General features: G+C 35.3%; 22 protein-coding genes and 1 pseudogene. 15 read left to right on the top strand and 8 right to left on the bottom strand.

The window, feature by feature from the left end; translation table 11 throughout:
• Window positions 1–325 precede the first annotated feature (325 nt).
• Window positions 326–1,628 (top strand): annotated as a pseudogene (locus tag AK212_RS12150) (MFS transporter).
• Window positions 1,629–1,709: 81 nt separating this feature from the next.
• Here AK212_RS12150 and folE2 read toward each other — a convergent pair.
• From folE2 to AK212_RS12165, 3 genes are read right to left on the bottom strand one after another with little or no spacing between them, the layout of a single operon-like run.
• Entirely contained in the window at window positions 1,710–2,588 is an 879-nt protein-coding gene (folE2, locus tag AK212_RS12155) for a GTP cyclohydrolase FolE2 (RefSeq protein ID WP_053031353.1), read from the bottom strand.
• 13 nt (window positions 2,589–2,601) lie between these two features.
• Window positions 2,602–3,267, bottom strand: a complete 666-nt coding sequence (gene bshB2 / locus AK212_RS12160) for a bacillithiol biosynthesis deacetylase BshB2 (protein WP_053031355.1) — start codon at window positions 3,265–3,267, stop codon at window positions 2,602–2,604.
• A gap of 13 nt (window positions 3,268–3,280) precedes the next feature.
• A complete protein-coding gene (locus tag AK212_RS12165; protein WP_174841478.1) occupies window positions 3,281–3,643 on the bottom strand; it encodes a YojF family protein in 363 nt (120 codons plus the stop codon).
• 269 nt (window positions 3,644–3,912) lie between these two features.
• Here AK212_RS12165 and hxlA point away from each other — a divergent pair, with 269 nt between their 5' ends.
• The 7 genes from hxlA to AK212_RS12200 all read left to right on the top strand — a co-directional run bounded on the left by hxlA (window position 3,913) and on the right by AK212_RS12200 (window position 10,073).
• On the top strand, window positions 3,913–4,545 hold the full coding sequence (gene hxlA, locus AK212_RS12170; protein ID WP_053031358.1) for a 3-hexulose-6-phosphate synthase: 633 nt from the start codon (window positions 3,913–3,915) through the stop codon (window positions 4,543–4,545).
• Between the two features lie 2 nt (window positions 4,546–4,547).
• Entirely contained in the window at window positions 4,548–5,096 is a 549-nt protein-coding gene (hxlB, locus tag AK212_RS12175; protein ID WP_053031360.1) for a 6-phospho-3-hexuloisomerase, read from the top strand.
• Between the two features lie 250 nt (window positions 5,097–5,346).
• A complete protein-coding gene (locus AK212_RS12180) occupies window positions 5,347–6,732 on the top strand; it encodes a long-chain fatty acid--CoA ligase (protein ID WP_053031362.1) in 1,386 nt (461 codons plus the stop codon).
• Window positions 6,729–7,874 carry a thiolase family protein gene (locus AK212_RS12185; protein ID WP_053031364.1) on the top strand — a complete coding sequence of 382 codons (1,146 nt, stop codon included), beginning with the start codon at window positions 6,729–6,731 and terminating at the stop codon, window positions 7,872–7,874. The genes AK212_RS12180 and AK212_RS12185 overlap by 4 nt, the downstream gene beginning before the upstream one ends.
• On the top strand, window positions 7,843–8,223 hold the full coding sequence (locus AK212_RS12190; RefSeq protein WP_053031366.1) for a hypothetical protein: 381 nt from the start codon (window positions 7,843–7,845) through the stop codon (window positions 8,221–8,223). Before AK212_RS12185 ends, AK212_RS12190 begins: the two co-directional genes overlap by 32 nt.
• Complete coding sequence (locus tag AK212_RS12195; protein WP_053031368.1) at window positions 8,213–8,473, top strand: hypothetical protein; 261 nt, start codon at window positions 8,213–8,215, stop codon at window positions 8,471–8,473. Before AK212_RS12190 ends, AK212_RS12195 begins: the two co-directional genes overlap by 11 nt.
• A gap of 193 nt (window positions 8,474–8,666) precedes the next feature.
• Window positions 8,667–10,073, top strand: a complete 1,407-nt coding sequence (locus AK212_RS12200) for an MFS transporter (protein ID WP_053031370.1) — start codon at window positions 8,667–8,669, stop codon at window positions 10,071–10,073.
• Between the two features lie 325 nt (window positions 10,074–10,398).
• Here the strand turns inward: AK212_RS12200 and vraX are convergent, their stop codons facing one another.
• Entirely contained in the window at window positions 10,399–10,569 is a 171-nt protein-coding gene (gene vraX / locus AK212_RS12205) for a C1q-binding complement inhibitor VraX (RefSeq protein ID WP_011276668.1), read from the bottom strand.
• 251 nt (window positions 10,570–10,820) lie between these two features.
• Window positions 10,821–11,651 carry a bifunctional hydroxymethylpyrimidine kinase/phosphomethylpyrimidine kinase gene (gene thiD, locus AK212_RS12210; protein ID WP_053031372.1) on the bottom strand — a complete coding sequence of 277 codons (831 nt, stop codon included), beginning with the start codon at window positions 11,649–11,651 and terminating at the stop codon, window positions 10,821–10,823.
• 139 nt (window positions 11,652–11,790) lie between these two features.
• Between thiD and AK212_RS12215 the strand changes: the two genes are divergently transcribed.
• From AK212_RS12215 to AK212_RS12230, 4 genes are all read left to right on the top strand, one after another.
• Window positions 11,791–12,450, top strand: coding sequence for a uracil-DNA glycosylase (locus tag AK212_RS12215; RefSeq protein ID WP_053031374.1), 660 nt, complete (start codon window positions 11,791–11,793; stop codon window positions 12,448–12,450).
• Complete coding sequence (locus AK212_RS12220) at window positions 12,451–12,834, top strand: DUF5327 family protein (RefSeq protein WP_053031376.1); 384 nt, start codon at window positions 12,451–12,453, stop codon at window positions 12,832–12,834.
• 27 nt (window positions 12,835–12,861) lie between these two features.
• Window positions 12,862–13,230, top strand: coding sequence for a DUF423 domain-containing protein (locus AK212_RS12225; RefSeq protein ID WP_174841479.1), 369 nt, complete (start codon window positions 12,862–12,864; stop codon window positions 13,228–13,230).
• Between the two features lie 126 nt (window positions 13,231–13,356).
• Window positions 13,357–14,838, top strand: coding sequence for an APC family permease (locus tag AK212_RS12230; protein WP_053031380.1), 1,482 nt, complete (start codon window positions 13,357–13,359; stop codon window positions 14,836–14,838).
• Window positions 14,839–15,097: 259 nt separating this feature from the next.
• Here the strand turns inward: AK212_RS12230 and AK212_RS12235 are convergent, their stop codons facing one another.
• From AK212_RS12235 to hemQ, 3 genes are all read right to left on the bottom strand, one after another.
• On the bottom strand, window positions 15,098–15,550 hold the full coding sequence (locus AK212_RS12235; protein ID WP_053031382.1) for a threonine/serine exporter family protein: 453 nt from the start codon (window positions 15,548–15,550) through the stop codon (window positions 15,098–15,100).
• Between the two features lie 12 nt (window positions 15,551–15,562).
• Window positions 15,563–16,330 carry a threonine/serine exporter family protein gene (locus AK212_RS12240; RefSeq protein WP_053031384.1) on the bottom strand — a complete coding sequence of 256 codons (768 nt, stop codon included), beginning with the start codon at window positions 16,328–16,330 and terminating at the stop codon, window positions 15,563–15,565.
• A gap of 929 nt (window positions 16,331–17,259) precedes the next feature.
• Window positions 17,260–18,009 (bottom strand): hydrogen peroxide-dependent heme synthase, encoded by a 750-nt coding sequence (hemQ, locus tag AK212_RS12245; protein ID WP_053031386.1) that lies wholly within the window; start codon window positions 18,007–18,009, stop codon window positions 17,260–17,262.
• A gap of 174 nt (window positions 18,010–18,183) precedes the next feature.
• Here hemQ and pta point away from each other — a divergent pair, with 174 nt between their 5' ends.
• The 3 genes from pta (at window position 18,184) to mvk (ending at window position 21,507) form a co-directional block, all read left to right on the top strand.
• Entirely contained in the window at window positions 18,184–19,173 is a 990-nt protein-coding gene (gene pta, locus AK212_RS12250) for a phosphate acetyltransferase (protein ID WP_053031388.1), read from the top strand.
• Window positions 19,173–20,015 (top strand): lipoate--protein ligase family protein, encoded by an 843-nt coding sequence (locus AK212_RS12255; RefSeq protein WP_053031390.1) that lies wholly within the window; start codon window positions 19,173–19,175, stop codon window positions 20,013–20,015. The genes pta and AK212_RS12255 overlap by 1 nt, the downstream gene beginning before the upstream one ends.
• A gap of 568 nt (window positions 20,016–20,583) precedes the next feature.
• On the top strand, window positions 20,584–21,507 hold the full coding sequence (gene mvk / locus AK212_RS12260) for a mevalonate kinase (protein ID WP_053031392.1): 924 nt from the start codon (window positions 20,584–20,586) through the stop codon (window positions 21,505–21,507).
• Window positions 21,508–21,511: the final 4 nt, after the last annotated feature.

Raw genomic sequence — 21,511 nt, forward strand, 5'->3', positions numbered from 1 at the left:
ATATGATTTGTTTAGGTTTAATAATTCTTTTATTTTAGGACTTAAATATAAAAGTGGAATGATTAGAGGCGATAAGGAAACATTAATATTCACTTCTTTTGATAATATAGATGATTTAAAATCGATAATCGAACTTTAATAGTTCGATAAATAAAGGTATTTAGAAAAGTAATTTCTGATTAGTATGAATCAGAAATTACTTTTTTTAATTATTAAATATTAAATACTTAAATTACATTTATTCAAACCCTTGTGATAACGCTTACAAAAAATATGATAAAATATCGTAGTAAAGTAATTTTTCTTACAAAGGGTGGGGGCTGAAATGAAGAAATACAGATACTTTATTATTACGATGATCATTATTATGACAATGATTAATTACATTGACAGGGGCGCGATTTCATACGCACAAAAGGATATTATCAGTGAATATGGCTTTGATACAATCGCTTGGGGTAAAATTCTAGGCTACTTTGGTTATGGCTATATGCTTGGATCACTGATTGGTGGATTAACAGCTGATAAGAAGGGGCCAAAGTTTGTTTGGATTATCGCTGGTACAGCATGGTCAATAGCTGAAATGGGAATGGCATATGCTGGAGAGATAGGTATGGCAATTTTCGGAGGTTCAGCGTTAGTAGGGTTTGGATTGCTTAGAGTTCTATTTGGTGTTGCAGAGAGTCCGGTATTCTCAATTATTAGTAAGACAAACGCGAACTGGGCTGCGCCTAAAGAACGTGGATTATTATCAGCACTTGGACTTATAGGCGTGCCGCTTGGTGCATTAATTACTGCTCCGATTGTTTCTGGTTTCTTGACGATTGCGAGCTGGAGATTATTATTCATGATTTTAGGTGCATTAGGCTTAGTATGGGTAGTCATTTGGGCATTTGTATTTACTGATTATCCCGAAGATAATAAGCGTGTTTCCGAAGCAGAATTGAAAGAAATTCGTTCGACGGAAGATAGTTTAAATGTAGAAAAAAACAGTTGAAACGGAAGATACTAAGGATGAAAAGTGGTACCATTTCTTTAAAAGTCCGACATTGGTTGGTAATATGTTTGGGTATTTTGGTTTCCAATATGTTAACTTTTTAATTTTAACTTGGACACCAAAGTATCTACAAGATGAGTATCATTTTGAAATTCATTCACTTTGGTATTTAGGTATGGTGCCGTGGATTGGAGCATGTTTCACAATTTATTTTGGCGGTCATATATCTGACTGGTTACGACATAAAACGGGGAATTTACGTATCGCACGTTCATATTTTGCGATCGCTGGCATGATTTGTGCAGCAATTTGTTTCTTAATCATTCCATTTACACATAGTATCGTCGCAATTATGCTTCTAATGATGATAGGAAATGCGTTCATTTTCTTACCTAATGGTGTGTACTGGTCTGTAATTATCGATACTGCACCGAATAAGACAGGTACTTATGGTGGTATAACACACTTCTTTGTTAACTCAGCGACTGTTATCGCACCGACATTAACAGGGTACCTTGTCGCAAGTTATGGTTACACTTCTATGTTTGTGTCAGCGGTTATAGCATCACTAATCAGTGTTGTAGCTATGTGCTTTGTTAAACCAGGTGAAAAGAAAATGGCTAAGCAATAATATGTAAATATATAAACATAAAACATGGCAGTTATCACACTCGAACGTGTGGCAACTGCCATGTTTGTTTATATATGTCAATTATTTTCTATATTTTAATTTCGCGAATGCATCATGTTGGTGGATAGATTCTTCATTACGACATTCAATATCAAAGCCTTCTATCCAATCAAATTCTACTAAGTCAGCAGCAATTAAACGAATTAAATCTTCAACGAAACGTGGATTCTCATAAGCACGTTCTGTCACACGCTTCTCATCCGGACGTTTTAAGATAGGGTATAATATTGAACTTGCATTTGCTTCCATAGCATCTAAAATTCGCTCTTTATAATCATCTAGCACTTGATTATTTTTATCTAAATAAACTTTAACAGTGACAACGCCACGTTGATTATGTGCAGAATATTCACTGATTTCTTTTGAACAAGGACATAACGTTGTTACAGTTGCTTCAATTGTAATTTCTTTACGTGTAATTTGGTCTTGTTCAATAGCTAAACCGTAAGTTACATCGGCATTGCCTACTGCTTTAATATTTGTAACTGGACTGAAGCGGTCAAAGAACCATTTACCTGAAACATCAACACCTGCTGAATTCTGTTTCATATTCGTTTGTAATGTACGTAATACCTGATAAAGTGTATCGAAATTTAATTCTAAGCCGTTGTTATAATGTTTCTCCACGCTTTCTAGAATACGGCTCATATTAATTCCTTTTTCATCCTTATTTAAACTCGTTGAGAAGCTAAAGCGCCCCGCTGTTTGGAAGCGATCGATGTTCACAGGATAAATTAAGTTTTTAATACCGACTTCTTCAATTTCAAATAAGAAATTTTTATGTGTGCTTTGTAAGTCAGTCATTTCATTTTTAGTTGTTGGTTTAGTACCTTCGATTGGGTCAACTGAGCCAAAGTGTTTCCAACGACCCTCACGTGTAGATAAATCAAATTCAGTCATTGTTTACCTCCCCTTAAGATTCAAAGTGATATGTCCAATATGGTTCGACGTCTAAGAAACTTTGCGTTTCGCCACCGACTTCTGGACTTGCTAATTGTTTTAAAAATGGACCAGTTTGAGATGCATGTGCTTCGAAAGCTTTCAATTTTAAATCTCGATATGCACGAATGTCATTTAATATATCTGGTTCGCCTAGTATGTCTGGTGCATCATTACTAAACGCTACAAGTTGTAATCGTGGTCGTTCATCCTTAGGCATTCGTCCTACGGTTCTTACTACAGCCTCGGCTGTTGCTTCATGATCGGGATGTACGGCAAATTTAGGATAGAAAGAAATAATCACTGATGGATTGGTTTCTTCAATCAAATTTTTTACCATGTCATCCATTTGTTCATGAGGTTCAAATTCAACTGTTTTATCACGTAACCCCATTTTACGTAAATCAGTGATACCAATGATTTTCATGGCTTCTTCTAATTCACGCTCGCGAATATCAGGTAGTGATTCTCTAGTTGCAAAAGGAGGATTACCTAAATTACGTCCCATTTGTCCTAATGTTAGGCATGCGTAAGTGACAGGTATGCCCTTATCGATATAACTGGCAATCGTTCCAGCTGATGAGAAGGTCTCATCATCAGGATGTGGAAATATCATTAACACGTGTCTTTCATCTTTCATGAATAAACCTCCTCTATACTGTAAATGGCTTTTCACTGATTTCGATTGTGGCAGCCAATTGTCCTTCGTAGTTAAATCCTGCGATCAAAAATTCATTGTTGTCATTGATTTCATAATGCGTTAGCCCTTGAACGTAAACCCAACCACCATCGCGGAGTTTTAGACCAACTCTATAAGGGTCTTTCTCTCCACCTTTAAGTTGTGCATGTTCATACGTGACTTGTATATTCCTTAAAAACGTTCCCGCATTAAAGACACGTTGATCGAAATGGTTCGCATACGCACCATTAGTCGTTTCAACGTGTAGGTATACAGGTTTATTTTCGAATGATGTTAATAATTGTTGTACTTCTTCAGCGTTAATGGGTTCCAACACTTTCACTCCTTGCAACCATACAATATGTTTATCTATTTATTTTACTAAAAAGATGTGACTAATTGTACATCTCTGCTCAATTTATTTAGAAAAAATGGTAATTATACCCTTAAATAGTTGAATTACTGTAAGGGCTTTTATAAAAAATAAGATAAAGGTTTGATGAAGTTATATCGTTTAAAAAGATAGAAGACGGGTAGACTAATAAATGTGAAAGATAAAACTAAGAACTGAAGATATATGACTTTAGTAATGAAAGGATGTTTGCATTGGAATTACAATTAGCAATCGATTTATTAAATAAAGAGGAAGCAGCAGAGTTAGCTAAAAAAGTTGAGGAATATGTAGATATCGTAGAAATTGGCACACCAATTGTTATCAATGAAGGTTTACCGGCAGTTCAACATTTAAATGAAAATATTAATAATGCTAAAGTGTTAGCAGACCTTAAAATTATGGATGCAGCAGACTATGAAGTAAGCCAAGCCATTAAATTTGGTGCAGATGTAGTTACCATCTTAGGTGTAGCTGAAGACGCTTCAATTAAAGCAGCAGTTGAAGAAGCACATAAACATGACAAACAATTATTAGTTGATATGATTGCAGTTCAAGATTTAGAAAAACGTGCGAAAGAATTAGATGAAATGGGTGCTGACTATATTGCAGTACACACGGGTTATGACTTACAAGCGGAAGGTCAATCTCCATTAGATAGCTTACGCACTGTTAAATCTGTAATTAAGAATTCTAAAGTAGCAGTAGCTGGCGGAATTAAACCAGAAACAATTAAAGACATCGTGGCAGAAAACCCTGATTTAGTCATTGTTGGTGGCGGTATTGCTAATGCAGATGACCCTGTTGAAGCAGCAAAACAATGTCGTGAAGCGATTGAAGGTAAATAAGCATGTCTCAATTTACAAATTATAAATTAATTCTTGAAGAATTAGACCGTACATTATCTCACGTACAAGATGAACAGTATGATCGCTTTGCCAATGATGTGAATGGTGCGCAAAGAATATTCACTGCCGGTAAAGGGCGTTCAGGTTTTATGGCGAACAGTTTCGCAATGCGATTGAATCAATTAGGTAAAGACGCATTTGTCGTAGGTGAATCAACAACGCCATCTATTAGAGAACATGACTTGTTTGTGATTTTGTCTGGGTCAGGTTCAACTGAGCATTTACGTTTATTAGCTGAAAAGGCACAATCAGTAGGTGCTAAAGTTGTATTATTAACAACAAACCCTGATTCTCCGATTGGCGAATTAGCGGAAACAGTTATTGAATTACCTGCAGGTACAAAATACGATGTTGAAGGTTCTGAACAACCGCTAGGCAGTTTATTTGAACAATCCTCATTATTATTCTTAGATAGTGTTGTATTAGGATTGATGGAAACCTTTAATATTAATGAAGAAGAAATGCAAAATAATCATGCTAATTTAGAATAAATAATGTGATTTAATCCAACCGATTCCAGTTAGGAACATCGGTTGGATTTTTTGTGTAAAGACGAGGTTGGGACGTAAATAATAAAATCATGCTGCTTTGCAAATTCACAGTAGCTGACTGATCTGGGAAGACGCTTAAATTAAGATTTTCTCAGTTCTAGTCAGGGAGCCATATAAAAGAATTTAACTTGAATAAATGTTAACATAATATAAAATGAAGTTAACATTAAAGGTCGAAAGAGGTCATATGATGCTAGAAATTTTAAAGCGACTTGAATATTATGCTCAAGTACAACCGCAGTCTATTGCGCTTCAAATTGATGATGAAAGATTAAGTTATGAGGCGTTATACCAAAATATATGCAACTATACCGTGACGTTGCCAATGTTTCAAAGTGGATGTAGGGTAGGCTTGTTGAGTGACTCGCCTATAACGAATATGACTAATTATTTTATTATTTTAATGATGGGCGGTGTGCCGTGCTTTATAGATGCCAAGTGGACACAAGCAACAATTGATGAACTCATAGAGACGTATCACATTGAATATATCGCCACAGCTATCGCCAACTTTGAACCGACTGTATCGTATGGGACATATGATCAATATATGAATGAACAAGCGAAGGTTGAGCATATACTACATATTGGCTTCACCTCAGGGACTACAGGACTACCCAAGGCATATTACCGAAATGAACTTTCATGGGTTGCATCATATAAAGAAAATGAAGCTTTATTACTTAACCAAGAAAAAATTTTAGTTGCGCCTGGTCCACTCGCGCATTCATTATCATTGTACACTTGCATCTACGCGCTTTATTCGGGAAGAACATTTATTGGACAAAGACAATTCAACACACATCGCTTGATACCAATATTAAGGCAACAATACTCCAATATAGCGTTATTTCTTGTGCCAACAATGTTACATCAATTATTAACTACTGAATCGAAATTAACATGTATTACATCTATATTGTGTAGTGGTTCGAAATTATCAGAACCATTGTTTAAAGCAGTGACACAACAGTATGAACACGCCAACATCATTGAGTTCTTTGGAACATCGGAAGCAAGCTTTATTACATATAACTTTAATCAAACAGCGCCAACGCGTTCGGTCGGACAAGTGTTTTCGAATGTTTCAATTCAACTTGAAGAACAAGATGAACGACACATTGGATTGTTAAAGGTTCAAAGTAATATGACTTATTCAGGCTATGTTAATGCTGGAGTCGTGCAACCTCAAAGTTGGATAGAGACAGGTGATTACGCCTATGTAAAAGATAAGTATCTTTATTTAGTGAGTCGTCAAAGCGATCGCCTTATTATTGGAGGTAAAAATATATATCCCAGTGTGATAGAGCAACAAGTAAAATTATTAGATGGAATTGAAGAAGCGGTTGTTATTGGTGAACCACATCGTCAGTTTGGTGAAATTACTGTATTAATCTATCTCGGAGATCGAGCACTCACATATGCAACGTTGAAACATTATTTACAACAAACGTTATCAAGATATGAAATACCATCTAAGATTTTGAAAGTCAGTAAACTGCCTTTTACGAATAGCGGCAAAGTAGCACGGCGTAAAGTACAATCACTTTATTTAAAGGGGGCATTTAAATCGTGAGAGAAGCAGTTATAGTGTGGGCTAAGCGGACACCATTTGGTAAATACGGAGGCATATTGAAGCATTTAGAACCTGAAGCTTTATTGGTGCCACTTTTTCAAAATATAAAGGCAAGTTTTCCTGAAATTATAGATCAAGTGGATGATGTAGTATTAGGCAATGTGGTAGGTAATGGTGGCAATATTGCTAGAAAGGCAGTACTAGAGTCTGGCTTAAAGCATACTATTCCTGGTGTTACAGTGGATCGACAGTGTGGTTCGGGACTTGAAAGTATCATCTATGCGTGTCGAATGGTGCAATGTGGAGCTGGACGCGTGTATATCGCAGGGGGCGTAGAAAGTACAAGTCGTGCGCCTTGGAAGATGAAACGCCCTCAGTCAGTATATGAATCACAGTTGCCACAATTTTATGAGCGCGCATCATTTGCACCTGAAGGGCAAGATCCAAGCATGATTGAAGCAGCTGAGAACGTGGCGCAACATTATAATATCTCTCGGCAGAATCAAGATGCATTTGCAGCACGGAGTCATCGATTGGCAACAACACATTTTGATAATGGTGATATACAATGTGAAATTCTCCCTTTAAAGGTTAAGGGGGAGTGGTTGCGTAAAGATGAAAGTTTGAAACCAACGTTAACTGAATCACGTTTGCAACGATTAAGACCGCTTATATCGAATGGTACAGTAACAGTTGGAAATAGTTGCATGAAGAATGATGGTGCTGGGCTAGCTTTAATTATGGATAAAGAAACGGCTATAGCATTAGGCTTGAAATACGGCATGGTGTTTAAAGATGCTGTTACAACAGGTGTGGATCCAACGTTACTAGGAATTGGACCAGTACCTGCAGTCTCACAATTATTAAAGAAACAGCAATTAAATATTGAAGATATCCAAGCGATTGAACTTAACGAAGCCTTTAGTTCACAAGTACTTGCATCCATAAATGAGTTGCATGCATGTATAGAGAAGGTAAATCAATGGGGTGGTGCGATTGCTACAGGACACCCATATGGTGCAAGTGGCGCGGCATTAGTTGCTAGACTATTAAATTTACCTAAGTGGCAGTTAGGAATTACTACGATGGGCATAGGAGGAGGTATGGGTAATGCAATTCTCTTTGAAAAGTGGAACCACTGAAATGATAGCAATTGAATTTCATGAGCATGATGTGCGTCGTTATTGTGATGTAATCGGTATGGCGTATGATGGCATCGTTCCACCATTAATGTGTGCTAAACTATGGCCTAAATTTAAAATGTTCCAAGTTTTCAAGGGGAAGCCGATACGACTAGTCCGTACTAATGTTGAGAAATTTGAAAATTTAGAAAGTGACATGCAATATTGTGCATATTTAACGTATAAAAGTTGCGATAAAATAAAACAATTTAACCGTTTTATCTTTAAATTAGAAATTAATAAAAATAATAAAACTTGTATGATTATCGAACAAATATTTATTTCTGGGGAGGGAATATATGGTTTTTAATAAGGAGTTGGTAGATCAATATTTAAAAATTGTTGATGATGAAAATCCAATTCATAGCGATATTGTACCAGGACAGCTCATAGTTGAAAAAGTATTTTCAATGTTAGATCAACACTGGGATAAATATAAAATTAAATACCTTGAAAGTATTGGCATCAATGAGTTTGTGGGATTTGAAGTTGTTGGAAAGAATAAAATTATTGTTTCGAATAAATCAGGTGGGGTAAAACTAGTTATAATTAGAAATTGATAAAAATATTATTTTCTAATTATAACTTTTTTTGCTTTTATTAAAATTTTGAAAGCGTGTACATAAGAATATTGTTAAATTCTGTAATATGAATAATATTGTATTTTTGAAATTAATATAATTTTTAGTAATTTGACAACATTCATTAGGTCTGTATAATTATGTAACATAAACAAAAGGAGTGTTACAGGTCATGGATTTTAAAAAAGATAGAATTAACATGGTCGATGGGCAAACAGCGAAGAAAACAGTGTTTGCTACAGGTATTGGTAACGCCATGGAATGGTTCGACTTTGGTGTCTATGCGTACACTACAGCATATATCGGTGCGAATTTCTTTTCACCGGTACAGAACCCACAAATTCAACAAATATTTACGTTTGCCGCATTAGCAATTGCGTTCCTATTACGACCAATAGGCGGGATCGTATTTGGTATTATTGGTGACAAATATGGACGTAAAGTTGTATTAACTACGACAATTATTTTAATGGCTTTATCAACATTAACGATTGGTATTTTACCAAACTACGATACGATAGGCTTATGGGCACCAGCGCTCTTGCTACTTGCTAGAGTGTTACAAGGTTTCTCTACTGGTGGGGAATATGCAGGTGCGATGACTTATATTGCTGAAATTTCACCAGATAAGAAACGTAATAGTTTAGGTAGTGGTCTTGAAATTGGTACACTATCGGGTTATATTGCTGCTTCTATTATGATTGCATTATTAAGCTTCTTCTTAAGTGATGCACAAATGGAAGCTTGGGGTTGGAGAATTCCATTTATCCTAGGATTATTCCTTGGTTTATTTGGACTTTATTTACGTCGTAAGTTAGAAGAATCTCCAATTTATGAAAATGATGTACAGGCACCAGAACGTGACGATATAGGATTCTTTACAATTATTCGTTATTACTTTAAAGATATCTTAGTATGTTTCGTAGCAGTTGTCTTCTTCAATGTAACTAACTATACAGTGACTGCCTACTTGCCGACATACTTAGGACAAATTGTAAAGATTGACCAAACGACAACAAGTGTATTAATTACTTGTGTTATGGCAATTATGATTCCATTAGCTTTATTCTTTGGTAAATTAGCAGATAAAATTGGTGAGAAGAAGGTATTCTTAATTGGTACTGGTGGTCTGACACTATTAAGTATCGTTGCGTTTAGTTTATTAAATACGCAATCATTACCATTCATTATCCTTGGTGTGTTTATTTTAGGTTTCTTCTTATCAACATATGAAGCAACAATGCCTGGTTCATTACCAACAATGTTCTATACACATATTAGATATCGAACATTAGCGGTAACGTTTAATGTTTCCGTTTCATTATTCGGAGGTACGACACCTTTAGTGAACTCATGGTTAGTTGAATCAACTGGTAATATTTACGCACCAGCGTATTATTTAACAGCAATTAGTATTATCGGCTTTATTGTGATTGCAGTTCTACATGTAAGCACTGCCGGTAAATCACTTAAAGGATCTTATCCTAATGTTGATAATAAAAAAGATTTACAATTTTATGAATCAAATCCTAAAAAAGCATTATGGTGGATTAAGACTAAGAAAAATAAAAACGCATAATATGATATTTACACGCATTGATGCAAACGTGCATCAATGCGTTTTATGATGTATTCAGATTGCAACGGAAAAGCATATACCCAAAAATATAGCGTCAATGTTAGTAAAGCTTAAAGATACGCTCTAAGCTTCCAAGGGGGGACAATCCTTGTCTAACATTGACGCTATTTAAATAAGGTGAGTTTAGGAATGATTAATGACTTTTAAAGTTACTCAATAGTATTAGGGGGCATAAGAACTTTTAAGTCAATTTTGGGAATAATTCATCTGTTTGAATTCTCAATTTGGAAAACACTTTTATTGTGCTTCCTGATGTCTTAATGACTTAATAACCTAGTTTCATGTTATCAAGGTCATTTTCTAGTAGAGAGAGCAATTTATAGATTTCATTCTTGTTAAACGTTTCATCAAATTTTACCGTAATTGTCTTGAAGGTTTTCGTAATGATTTCGTACATTGGGATACCATTCTCTATATTTTGCTTGTAGATAATCATGATGTGTAATTCCTCCTTTGTCTCTCTACACTTAATATAGTAAAGCAATTTTAAAATAAAAACATGAGCCCAAGGTACCAACTTTGGATACAACGTATAGCCCATCACTTTCTACGACTTAATACCTAGAATTTATAATAAGCCTAAATTAATGTGAATGACTTTAATAAAAATACCTCCTCAATAAATGATCTTAAAAAAGACTTTATTGAGGAGGTTAGTTTGAGTTAATAAAAATTAAGTGTTTACTATTATACTTCTGTTACCTCTACATCGATGTGTTCAACGCGGTTATATGCACCGTGATCTACAGGACCTACGAAGTCGTTCATTTTCCAACCGTTTTTAATTGCTGAAGCAACAAATGCTTTCGCACTAATCACAGCTTCTTTAGGTGATTTGCCATTTGCTAGGTATGCTGTTGTAGCAGCTGCAAACGTACAACCAGCACCATGGTTATAGCTTTGTTGGAACATGTCTGTAGTTAATTGATAGAACGTGTTGCCATCATAGTATAAGTCGTAAGATTTATCTTGATTTAATGCTTTACCACCTTTAATAATAATGTGTTTAGCACCTTGATTATAAATAATTTCAGCAGCTTTCTTCATATCTTCAATAGAAGTTAATTTACCTAAACCAGATAGTTGACCAGCTTCAAATAAGTTAGGTGTTACAACAGTTGCTTTAGGTAATAAATGTTCGATCATTGCGTCAGTATTTCCTGGGTTAAGTACTTCATCTTCCCCTTTACATACCATAACAGGGTCGACTACGAAATATTGTGCACCTGATTGTTCAAATGCTTCACCAGCACGTTTAATGATTTCTTGTGTACCTAACATGCCTGTTTTAACTGCATCTGGACCAATTGAAATCGCTGTTTCTAATTGTTTTTCGAATAAATCCATTGGAAGAGGTGTCACATCATGTGACCAAGTTTCTTTATCCATCGTTACAACAGCAGTTAAAGCGACCATGCCGTATGTGTCTAGTTCTTGAAATGTTTTAAGGTCAGCTTGCATACCAGCGCCCGCACTTGTATCTGAACCTGCAATTGTTAATACTTTTTTTAAAGCCATGTACATTCACTCCCGACAATTTCTAATCTATGTCTAATCATAGCATGTTTATCGGACAACGTGCTAGCTTGAAGTAATGGATGAAATCAATAACTTATAAGGTGCGCATTATGTTAAAATATGGCTTGAGGTGAAAGCGATGGAATGGTCAGAAATATTTCACGATATTACGGAACGACACGATTTTACAGAGATGCATGATTTTTTAGAAAAAGAATATACGACGCAAATTGTCTACCCAGATCGAGAAAATATTTATCAAGCCTTTGATTTAACACCATTTGAAAATGTAAAAGTAGTGATATTAGGTCAAGACCCTTATCATGGTCCAAATCAAGCGCATGGTTTAGCGTTCTCGGTACAACCCAATGCTAAGTTCCCGCCATCATTAAGAAATATGTACCAAGAATTAGAAGATGATATCGGATGTCACAGAACATCACCCCATTTACAAGATTGGGCACGCGAAGGCGTCTTATTACTCAATACCGTTTTAACGGTACGACAAGGCGAAGCGCATTCTCATAAAGATATTGGATGGGAAACATTTACAGATGAAGTCATTCAAGCGATTTCGAAACAACGTGAGGATGTTGTGTTCATATTATGGGGTAAACCTGCACAACAGAAGATTAAATTAATTGATACATCCAAACATTATATTATTAAATCACCACATCCAAGTCCTTTATCGGCGTATCGCGGATTTTTTGGTTCTAAACCATATTCAAAGGCGAATGATTATTTAATAAGTAAAGGTAAAACACCTATAAATTGGTGTGAGAATGGGGAGGTTTAAATGAATAAAGCACAAGTAATTCAGTTGATTGAACAAGAATTAGTGCAAGCTGATGAGGCGACGAATGCGCAACAATTTGAAAAACATATGTATGCAATCCATACACTAACGTCGATCTATGCTAATGGTGACAGTAAGTCGGTGTCTTCTAAGACACAAAGTCAAGATTTTACCAATACGGTGACGCCGTCATTTTCAAAAGTAAATCAAAGTTCGACTACATCAACGTCACAAGATAAATCTAAAGTGACAGCTGCAGAAATCGAAGCGATGGGTGGAACAGTTCCAAATACCATGAAATCGACACAGAATAATCACTTACCGTCTAATACGATGATCACGGACGATGAAATCGGTAATGGGGAATCCATATTTGATTTTTAAACTGAATAAGGAGAATGAAGAGATATGATGAAATTGTTTATAATACTAGGTGCGTTATGTACGATGATGTCAGTTGGTACTGGGGCGTTTGGTGCGCACGGACTTGAAGGTAAATTATCGGATAAATATATGTCAGTTTGGGAAAAAGCGGTAAATTATCAAATGTACCATGGATTAGGATTAATCATTATTGGCGTGATTAGCGGTACAACATCTATTAATGTGAATTGGGCAGGCTGGCTACTCTTTCTAGGTGTCGTGTTCTTTAGTGGTTCATTATATATTCTAGCTTTAACACAAATCCGCATTTTAGGAGCGATTACACCTATTGGTGGCGTGTTATTTATTACAGGTTGGCTTATGCTTATCATTTCTACATTTAAATTTGTAGGGTAAGATTTAATATGATTTAAAGCTTTTATGTGATTGAATTTAAGTAGATAAACACTTATATTGTATCAATACTATAGATTGAATAACTCACCTTTGGGGTATATAGCATACTTGAGGTGAGTTTATTTTATGAGCAAAAATAATAAAAATCAGAATATAGATCGAGGCGATTTGAAACAGAACCTCTCTGAAAAATTTGTCTGGGCGATTGCTTATGGTTCATGTATTGGTTGGGGTGCCTTTATTTTACCTGGGGATTGGATTAAGCAATCTGGGCCAATTGCGGCATCTATCGGTATCGTTATTGGTGCATTATTAATGATACTTATTGCAGTGAGTTATGGCGCTTTAGTAGAGCGATTTCCAGTTTCAGGGGGCGCCTTTGCATTTAGTTATTTAAGTTTCGGAAGATATGTTAGTTTCTTCTCGTCATGGTTTCTAACATTTGGCTATGTATGTGTGGTTGCACTTAATGCGACTGCGTTTAGTTTATTAGTGAAATTTCTACTTCCAGATTTGCTTAATAATGGGCGGTTATACACGATTGCAGGATGGGATGTTTACATAACTGAAATCATTATTGCAACAGTGTTATTACTAGTGTTTATGTTTGTAGCCATTCGTGGTGCAAGTGTATCTGGTTCATTACAATATTACTTTTGTGTAGCTATGGTCATCGTTGTCTTACTGATGTTCTTTGGCTCATTCTTTGGTAATAATTTTGATTTTAATAATTTACAACCATTAGCCAATCCAAGTACAGGCTGGTTTACATCTATTATTATGATTGTGGCGGTAGCGCCATGGGCTTATGTTGGATTTGACAACATTCCCCAAACTGCGGAGGAATTTAACTTTTCACCGAATAAGACGTTTAAATTAATTGTTTATAGTTTGCTTGCAGCGTCATTAACTTATGTTGTTATGATTTTATATACAGGTTGGTTAAGTACGAATAGTGCAAGTTTAAATGGTAATTTATGGGTGACAGGTGCAGCAACACAAACTGCCTTTGGTTACATTGGCTTAGGTGTATTAGCTATAGCGATTATTATGGGTATTTTTACAGGTTTAAATGGCTTCTTGATGAGTGCCAGTCGATTACTCTTCTCGATGGGGCGTTCTGGAATTATGCCAACTGCGTTTAGTAAATTACATTCTAAGTATAAAACACCTTATATTGCGATTATCTTTTTAGTAGCTGTAACTTTAATTGCGCCTTGGTTAGGTCGTACGGCATTAACATGGATTGTTGATATGTCGTCAACAGGCGTATCGATTGCTTATTTTATTACATGTTTATCTGCTGCTAAGTTATTTAGCTTTAATAAAGAAAGCAATACGTATGGGCCTGTCTATAAGACATTTGCCATTTTAGGTTCGATTGTATCGTTTATCTTCCTTTTATTATTATTAGTGCCTGGTTCACCGGCGTCACTGTCAATGCCGTCTTATATTGCGTTAGGCGGATGGCTAGTGATAGGATTGATTTTCTTTGTGATTCGCTATCCTAAATTAAAGAACATAGATAGTGATGAATTAAGTCGATTAATTTTAAATCGTTCTGAAAAAGAAGTTGAGGATATGGTAGACGATACCTATAAATCATAGAGTGAAAAAACGTTCAATTTAAAAAGCGCGGGACAAAAATAATATAATGAAGCTATTTTGCAAATTCGCAGTAGCTGACTGAACTGAGAAGGCGCTTAATTAAAGCTTTTCTCAGTTCTAGTCATCCTTGCGGGCGGGGCCCCAACAAAGAGAATTTCACTCAAGAAATTCTACAAGCAAAGCAAGCTGGGAGTGGGACGACGAATTTAAAAGAATTCTGTCCCACTCCCTTCTAATATCATATATATAATCAAAGACGTTAAATTCTTTTTCGTGTTCTTGCAAATCCAGATAATATAATTTTAGAAATTTGGTCTGCAAATAATAAGCCAAGTGCAATGGCACCTGCAATCAGTGTGACTTCAAGCATTGTATTAATGGCTTTACTAAAGTCTAATAGCACCAAGTTCTTAGTTGCATCAAATGCAAGGCCACCTGGGACAAGTGGAATGATGCCAGGTACCATGAAGATAATTGCCGGCTCTCTCTTTGTACGAGCCATATAATGACTAATTAAACCTAGTGCTAAACTACCAAAGAAACTTGAATAAATGGTATGTACATTTAACCCTTGAAAGAAGAGAATGTAAACCATCCAACCACAGGCACCTACAAACCCACATGAAAGATAGAGCTTTCTAGGTGCGTCGAAGATCACACAGAAAAATAGTGAAGCGGTATAACTAAAAATTAAGTTTAATATCCAAAACATTCATTCCCACTCCTAAACTAAAATTAATACTGAGCCAACGCCAGCGCCAATACCAAAAGCGGTGACAAGTGCTTCTAAGGATTTCGTTGTAAACATAAGCATATGGCCACCAAATAAGTCTTGTATGGCATTGGTTATAAGCACCCCGGGAACGATTGGCATAACAGAGGCGATAATAATGGTTGCGAGGTCTCCGGTAGGTAATAAGTGATGTCCCAGTACCGATATAATACCGATAACAAGCGATCCTAGAAATTCTGGAATGAATTGCGCATGTAAGCGTCTATCTAAAATTTCAACGACAAGATAGCCTAAACCACCTGCTAACAGTGCTGTAATAACATCGATCAGTTTACCATCTTGTAAGTACAAGAAACTAATCGCGATAATAGCCGCAGCAATCCCTTTAAATAATAAGCTACTATCTCGTTTAGCAACATATATATTTTCAAGCTTTAGTTTAGCTTCTTCAAGTGTAATAGCACCTTTAGTTATTAAACGTGAAATTTCATTTGTTTGTGAAATTTTAATGAGATTGGTATCACGTGAGTTAATTCTAAAAATTCGAGGATAAGATTCGTTGTGTAATGTAAATTGAATGACAGTATTAGTGACAAAGCTATTACTTTCAGAATAGCCAAGTTTACGCGCAATACGAGTCATCGTATCTTCAACACGTGTTCCTTCTGCACCCGATTCTAATAATATACGTCCAGCCATCATGACGACGTCTTTGATTAATTTTTCATCTGCATTTTCATGTATTTGTGTATTATCCATTTCATCACCATTCGTTAAGATGTATTCATAATTATAGTCAATCAATCTGAGATATTAAAGCTATTTATACTTAAGTTGTCATATTAAATCGACTAATTCATTTAAAGTCATACGTTTATAGTAAGTTGTTATAAACATGCGTGAAGGCATTATTGAGTGTATGTCGTTAGGGGATTTACTAAAAATTAAGTTGGCATTCAATGACTACAACGCATACGCCATTCTGCACAATGAAGACAGTATACCATTAAAGTAGTCGAGATAAATCAAAACGTGTATATTAATCAAAATAGTATAAAATTGCAATATATTTAAAATGAAAACGATATAGAAACTCATTCTATAATGTTTCAAAATATTACAATTTGGTTAAATAATAATTAGTTAGCAATTTATGAGTCATATTGGGTAGCGACAATATAATCATGATTGTTAATGTTCAGAGTAGTAATTAAGTTCTCCCAAAACGCATACTACACTATAATAACCTGAGACATCGCATGTGTCTCAGGTTGTTTTTATTGTGGACTTGTGCACGACTTTACTAGACTATAGTATTTCCCTAAATGGTCGTCGATTAAACTACGATTAGATGAATCATAGTGAATATTGCAGTTCGATATCATAGTGTTAATGGGAGTATTTAAAACGGATTTCTATATTTAATAAATAAGAAGTTGGGAGCGGGACAGAATTCATTTGAATTCGTCGTCCCTCTCCCAACTTGCTTTGCTTGTAGAATTTCTTAGTGAAATTCTCTTTGTTGGGGCCCCGCCCGCAAGGATGACTAGAACTGAGAAAAGCATGATTTAAGCGCCTTCTCAGTTCAGTCAGCTACTGCGAATTTGCAAAATAGCTGCATTATATTATTTATGTCTCAACCTCAACAAGTTATACATAAACAAGTGATAAAATGACTTAACAATAGATTAGATAGCGAAGAAGTGTTCGAAATCATCTGTTGTTAAGATATGACCAATGTAGAACCCACCAAATTCACCATATCTAGCGGTTGTTTCGTCAAAACGCATTTCATATACAATCTTCTTGAATTGTAGTACATCGTCTGAGAATAGCGTTACACCCCATTCAAAGTCATCGAAACCAACTGATCCAGTGATAAATTGTTTGATTTTACCTGCATATTGTCGACCAATCATACCATGGTTATACATTAATTTCTTACGTTCTTCCATTGGTAACATATACCAGTTGTAAGTTTCATTACGACGTTTATCCATTGGGTAAAAACAAATATATTCTGTTCTAGGTAATTCAGGATATAATCTTGCTCTAATATGTGGATTTTGATATGGATCTTCATCCGATTTACCTGCTAGATAATTACCTAATTCAATAACTGATACGTATGAGTAAGTTTGAATTAAGAAATCAGCAATACGAAGTTTATTGAATTCATTCTCAATCTCATTTAATTCTTTCATTTCCGGACGTAAATACCATAATAATATGTCGGCTTTTTGACCAGTAATATTATATAGTGCATAGTCACCGGCTTGTTGTTCTCTGGCGCTAGCTTTATCGTTAATGAATGTCTTGAATTCATTAATCATTGCTTCACGTTCGTCCTCAGGCACTAGTCTGAATGTTGCCCAATCAACAGCATAGAATAAATGAAGACTGTACCAACCATCTAAAGTTTCAGCTGCTTCACTCATGTGTATCGCTCCTTCGAAAATTGATTATTGTTGTTTAATACAGACTAAATTTTATCATAAAGAGAATTAGTAAACATACTTAAATGATTACAAATTAGTGAAATGGAAATATCAATACAAATACAGTATAATTAGGTTGCAAAATATTATTATGAAATTATTTAGGAGGGCATTATGTCTAGTTTATTAGATGTATTACAAGAGAAACTTTCAGGAAAAAATGTCAAAATCGTATTACCTGAGGGTGAAGATGAGCGTGTGTTAACAGCTGCTACACAATTACAAGCAACTGACTATGTAACACCTGTCGTTTTAGGTGACTATGACAAAATTAATTTATTAGCTAAAGACAAAGGATTAGATGTTTCAGATATCGAAATCATCAATCCATCTACAAGTGAACTCAAACCAGAATTAGTTAAATCATTCGTTGAACGCCGTAAAGGTAAAGCGACTGAAGAACAAGCTGAAGAATTATTAAATAACGTTAACTATTTCGGTACAATGTTAGTTTATGCTGGTCATGCTGACGGATTAGTAAGTGGTGCTGCGCATTCAACTGGAGATACTGTTCGCCCTGCATTACAAATCATTAAAACAAAACCAGGCGTATCTAAAACTTCTGGTATCTTCTTTATGATTAAAGATGACCAACAATATGTATTTGGTGACTGTGCAATCAATCCAACATTAGAATCATCTGATTTAGCAGAAATCGCTGTTGAAAGTGCGAAATCAGCTAAAAGCTTTGGCATGGACCCACGCGTTGCGATGTTAAGTTTCTCAACTAAAGGTTCAGCTAAATCTGACGATGTTGATAAAGTTGCAAATGCAGTTAAATTAGCTCAAGAAAAAGTAGAATCTGAAGGCTTAACAGATGTTGTCATTGATGGTGAATTCCAATTTGATGCTGCCATTGTACCTTCAGTAGCAGAGAAAAAAGCACCAGGTGCTAAAATCCAAGGTAATGCAAATGTCTTTGTATTCCCAAGCTTAGAAGCTGGTAACATTGGATACAAAATTGCGCAACGTTTAGGTGGATTTGACGCAGTTGGTCCTGTATTACAAGGTTTAAACTCACCTGTTAACGACTTATCACGCGGTTGCTCAACTGAAGACGTTTATAAATTATCAATCATTACAGCTGCTCAAACATTACAATAATGGATTTAGCAAGCAAGTACTTTAATGATATTGATTGGCGCTATGTAGATCATTCATCTGGTTTAGCGCCAATGCAATCATTTGCTTTTGACGATACGTTTTCAGAAAGTGTAGGTAAAGATTTATCATGCAACGTGGTTAGAACGTGGATCCACCAACATACAGTTATTCTTGGTATCCATGATTCTCGTTTGCCATTTCTTAAAGATGGTATTCGATATTTAACGGATGACATTGGTTATAATGCCATTGTGAGAAACTCAGGTGGCCTTGGCGTCGTGTTAGATCAGGGTGTGTTAAATATTTCTCTTATTTTCAAAGGTCAAACTGAAACGACCATTGATGAAGCATTTACAGTGATGTACTTATTGATTTGTAAAATGTTCGAAAATGAAAATGTAGAGATTGATACACGTGAAATTGAGCATTCATACTGCCCAGGTAAATTCGACTTAAGCATAGACGGTAAAAAGTTTGCCGGCATTTCACAACGACGTGTTCGAGGTGGTATTGCAGTTCAAATATACCTTTGCGTTGAAGGTTCAGGTTCAGAACGTGCGGAAATGATGCGAGTCTTTTATGAACATGCGCTAAAAGGTGAAGTAACTAAATTTAAATATCCAGATATTCAACCTGAATGTATGGCATCACTTGAAACACTCCTTGGACGAGACATTAAAGTGCAAGATGTAATGTTTCAACTATTGCATGCGATTAAAGATTTAGGTGGTAATCTGAATATGGATCCCATCACAGAAGATGAATGGTCACGTTATGAAGGTTATTTCGACAGAATGATAGATCGTAATGAGAAGATGAATCGTTCAATAGAAGGAAATTAAGCGTGAAACAACTTTTAAAATAAAAAATTTGATACAGTTAAAGGAGACTTTCTATTACTTTTATATAGTTTAGAAAGTCTCCTTTTCATTTGAATAAATGTAAAGTTTAGTGGAATTATATATCAAATTTATTATAAATTGCTATATTCCTATTACTTTTTATAGTAATATAGTTTAGGTGGATTAATATAAAAACAATGTATATTGCGTGTCATCATCATGCGCAGAGAGTGGGTTCAAACCGCGGAATGGATCGATCAATCGTAAACCAGTGATATAGCAGTATGTTAGAGATTTTAAATTTTAGGGTATAATTATTTTTAAGTTTTAAAGTAAATAATTTGAGTCTATTTTTAATCAGTTTGCAACAAACGCAAAAATGAATTTAGACGAAGACAAATGTCATTAAAGATAAATTTACGTATATATACATCGATAAAAATCGATAAATCAAACACCAAGTTACTTAAGCATACATAGAGTTGGCAGATTAAGGATATATGCATGATACGTATGTCCACTGATCTCGAAAATAATTTTTCAGAAAGAATATTAAAGGTGAGATATCATGGTACAACGTGGCTATGGGGAGTCTAACGGCAAAATAATATTAATCGGGGAGCATGCAGTCACATTCGGTGAACCTGCAATTGCGATTCCGTTCACTTCAGGAAAAGTAAAAGTCTTAATTGAAAGTTTAGAAAAAGGGAATTACTCAGCAATTCAAAGTGATGTCTATGATGGACCACTTTATGATGCGCCAGAACATTTGAAATCGTTAATAGGGCATTTCGTTGAAAACAAAAAGGTAGAAGAGCCGTTATTAATTAAAATTCAAGCTAATTTACCCCCATCTAGAGGGTTAGGTTCAAGTGCAGCAGTTGCTGTAGCTTTCATAAGAGCAAGCTATGATTATTTAGGCTTACCATTAACGGATAAAGAATTATTAGAAAATGCAGACTGGGCAGAACGTATTGCACACGGTAAACCAAGCGGTATAGACACAAAGACGATTGTGACAAATCAACCTGTTTGGTATCAAAAAGGTGAAGTTGAAATATTAAAGACATTAGATTTAGATGGCTATATGGTTGTTATCGATACAGGTGTCAAAGGTTCAACTAAACAAGCAGTTGAAGATGTCCATCAATTATGTGATAACGACAAAAATTACATGCAAATTGTTGAACATATTGGCTCTTTAGTGTATTCAGCAAGTGAAGCCATTGAGCATCATAGTTTTGATCAATTAGCAACAATCTTTAATCAATGTCAAGATGACTTAAGAACATTAACAGTAAGTCACGATAAAATTGAAATGTTTCTTCGTTTAGGAGAAGAAAATGGATCGGTCGCTGGCAAGTTAACAGGTGGCGGTCGAGGTGGTAGTATGCTTATCTTAGCTAAAGAATTGCAAACAGCTAAGCGTATTGTCGCTGCCGTTGAAAAAGCTGGCGCACAACATACATGGATTGAGAAGTTAGGAGGATAAACCA

Origin of the sequence: Staphylococcus borealis (assembly GCF_001224225.1) — a bacterium.
Taxonomy (GTDB): domain Bacteria; phylum Bacillota; class Bacilli; order Staphylococcales; family Staphylococcaceae; genus Staphylococcus; species Staphylococcus borealis.

What these genes read in the sequence shown, in the direction of transcription:
- folE2 (WP_053031353.1), bottom strand. Translation starts at nt 2,588, where the DNA reads ATGACTGAATTTGATTTATCTACACGTGAGGGTCGTTGGAAACACTTT.
- bshB2 (WP_053031355.1), bottom strand. Translation starts at nt 3,267, where the DNA reads ATGAAAGATGAAAGACACGTGTTAATGATATTTCCACATCCTGATGAT.
- hxlB (WP_053031360.1), top strand. Translation starts at nt 4,548, where the DNA reads ATGTCTCAATTTACAAATTATAAATTAATTCTTGAAGAATTAGACCGT.
- AK212_RS12180 (WP_053031362.1), top strand. Translation starts at nt 5,347, where the DNA reads ATGCTAGAAATTTTAAAGCGACTTGAATATTATGCTCAAGTACAACCG.
- AK212_RS12190 (WP_053031366.1), top strand. Translation starts at nt 7,843, where the DNA reads ATGCAATTCTCTTTGAAAAGTGGAACCACTGAAATGATAGCAATTGAA.
- AK212_RS12195 (WP_053031368.1), top strand. Translation starts at nt 8,213, where the DNA reads ATGGTTTTTAATAAGGAGTTGGTAGATCAATATTTAAAAATTGTTGAT.
- AK212_RS12200 (WP_053031370.1), top strand. Translation starts at nt 8,667, where the DNA reads ATGGATTTTAAAAAAGATAGAATTAACATGGTCGATGGGCAAACAGCG.
- vraX (WP_011276668.1), bottom strand. Translation starts at nt 10,569, where the DNA reads ATGATTATCTACAAGCAAAATATAGAGAATGGTATCCCAATGTACGAA.
- thiD (WP_053031372.1), bottom strand. Translation starts at nt 11,651, where the DNA reads ATGGCTTTAAAAAAAGTATTAACAATTGCAGGTTCAGATACAAGTGCG.
- AK212_RS12215 (WP_053031374.1), top strand. Translation starts at nt 11,791, where the DNA reads ATGGAATGGTCAGAAATATTTCACGATATTACGGAACGACACGATTTT.
- AK212_RS12220 (WP_053031376.1), top strand. Translation starts at nt 12,451, where the DNA reads ATGAATAAAGCACAAGTAATTCAGTTGATTGAACAAGAATTAGTGCAA.
- AK212_RS12225 (WP_174841479.1), top strand. Translation starts at nt 12,862, where the DNA reads ATGAAATTGTTTATAATACTAGGTGCGTTATGTACGATGATGTCAGTT.
- AK212_RS12230 (WP_053031380.1), top strand. Translation starts at nt 13,357, where the DNA reads ATGAGCAAAAATAATAAAAATCAGAATATAGATCGAGGCGATTTGAAA.
- AK212_RS12235 (WP_053031382.1), bottom strand. Translation starts at nt 15,550, where the DNA reads ATGTTTTGGATATTAAACTTAATTTTTAGTTATACCGCTTCACTATTT.
- AK212_RS12240 (WP_053031384.1), bottom strand. Translation starts at nt 16,330, where the DNA reads ATGGATAATACACAAATACATGAAAATGCAGATGAAAAATTAATCAAA.
- hemQ (WP_053031386.1), bottom strand. Translation starts at nt 18,009, where the DNA reads ATGAGTGAAGCAGCTGAAACTTTAGATGGTTGGTACAGTCTTCATTTA.
- pta (WP_053031388.1), top strand. Translation starts at nt 18,184, where the DNA reads ATGTCTAGTTTATTAGATGTATTACAAGAGAAACTTTCAGGAAAAAAT.
- AK212_RS12255 (WP_053031390.1), top strand. Translation starts at nt 19,173, where the DNA reads ATGGATTTAGCAAGCAAGTACTTTAATGATATTGATTGGCGCTATGTA.
- mvk (WP_053031392.1), top strand. Translation starts at nt 20,584, where the DNA reads ATGGTACAACGTGGCTATGGGGAGTCTAACGGCAAAATAATATTAATC.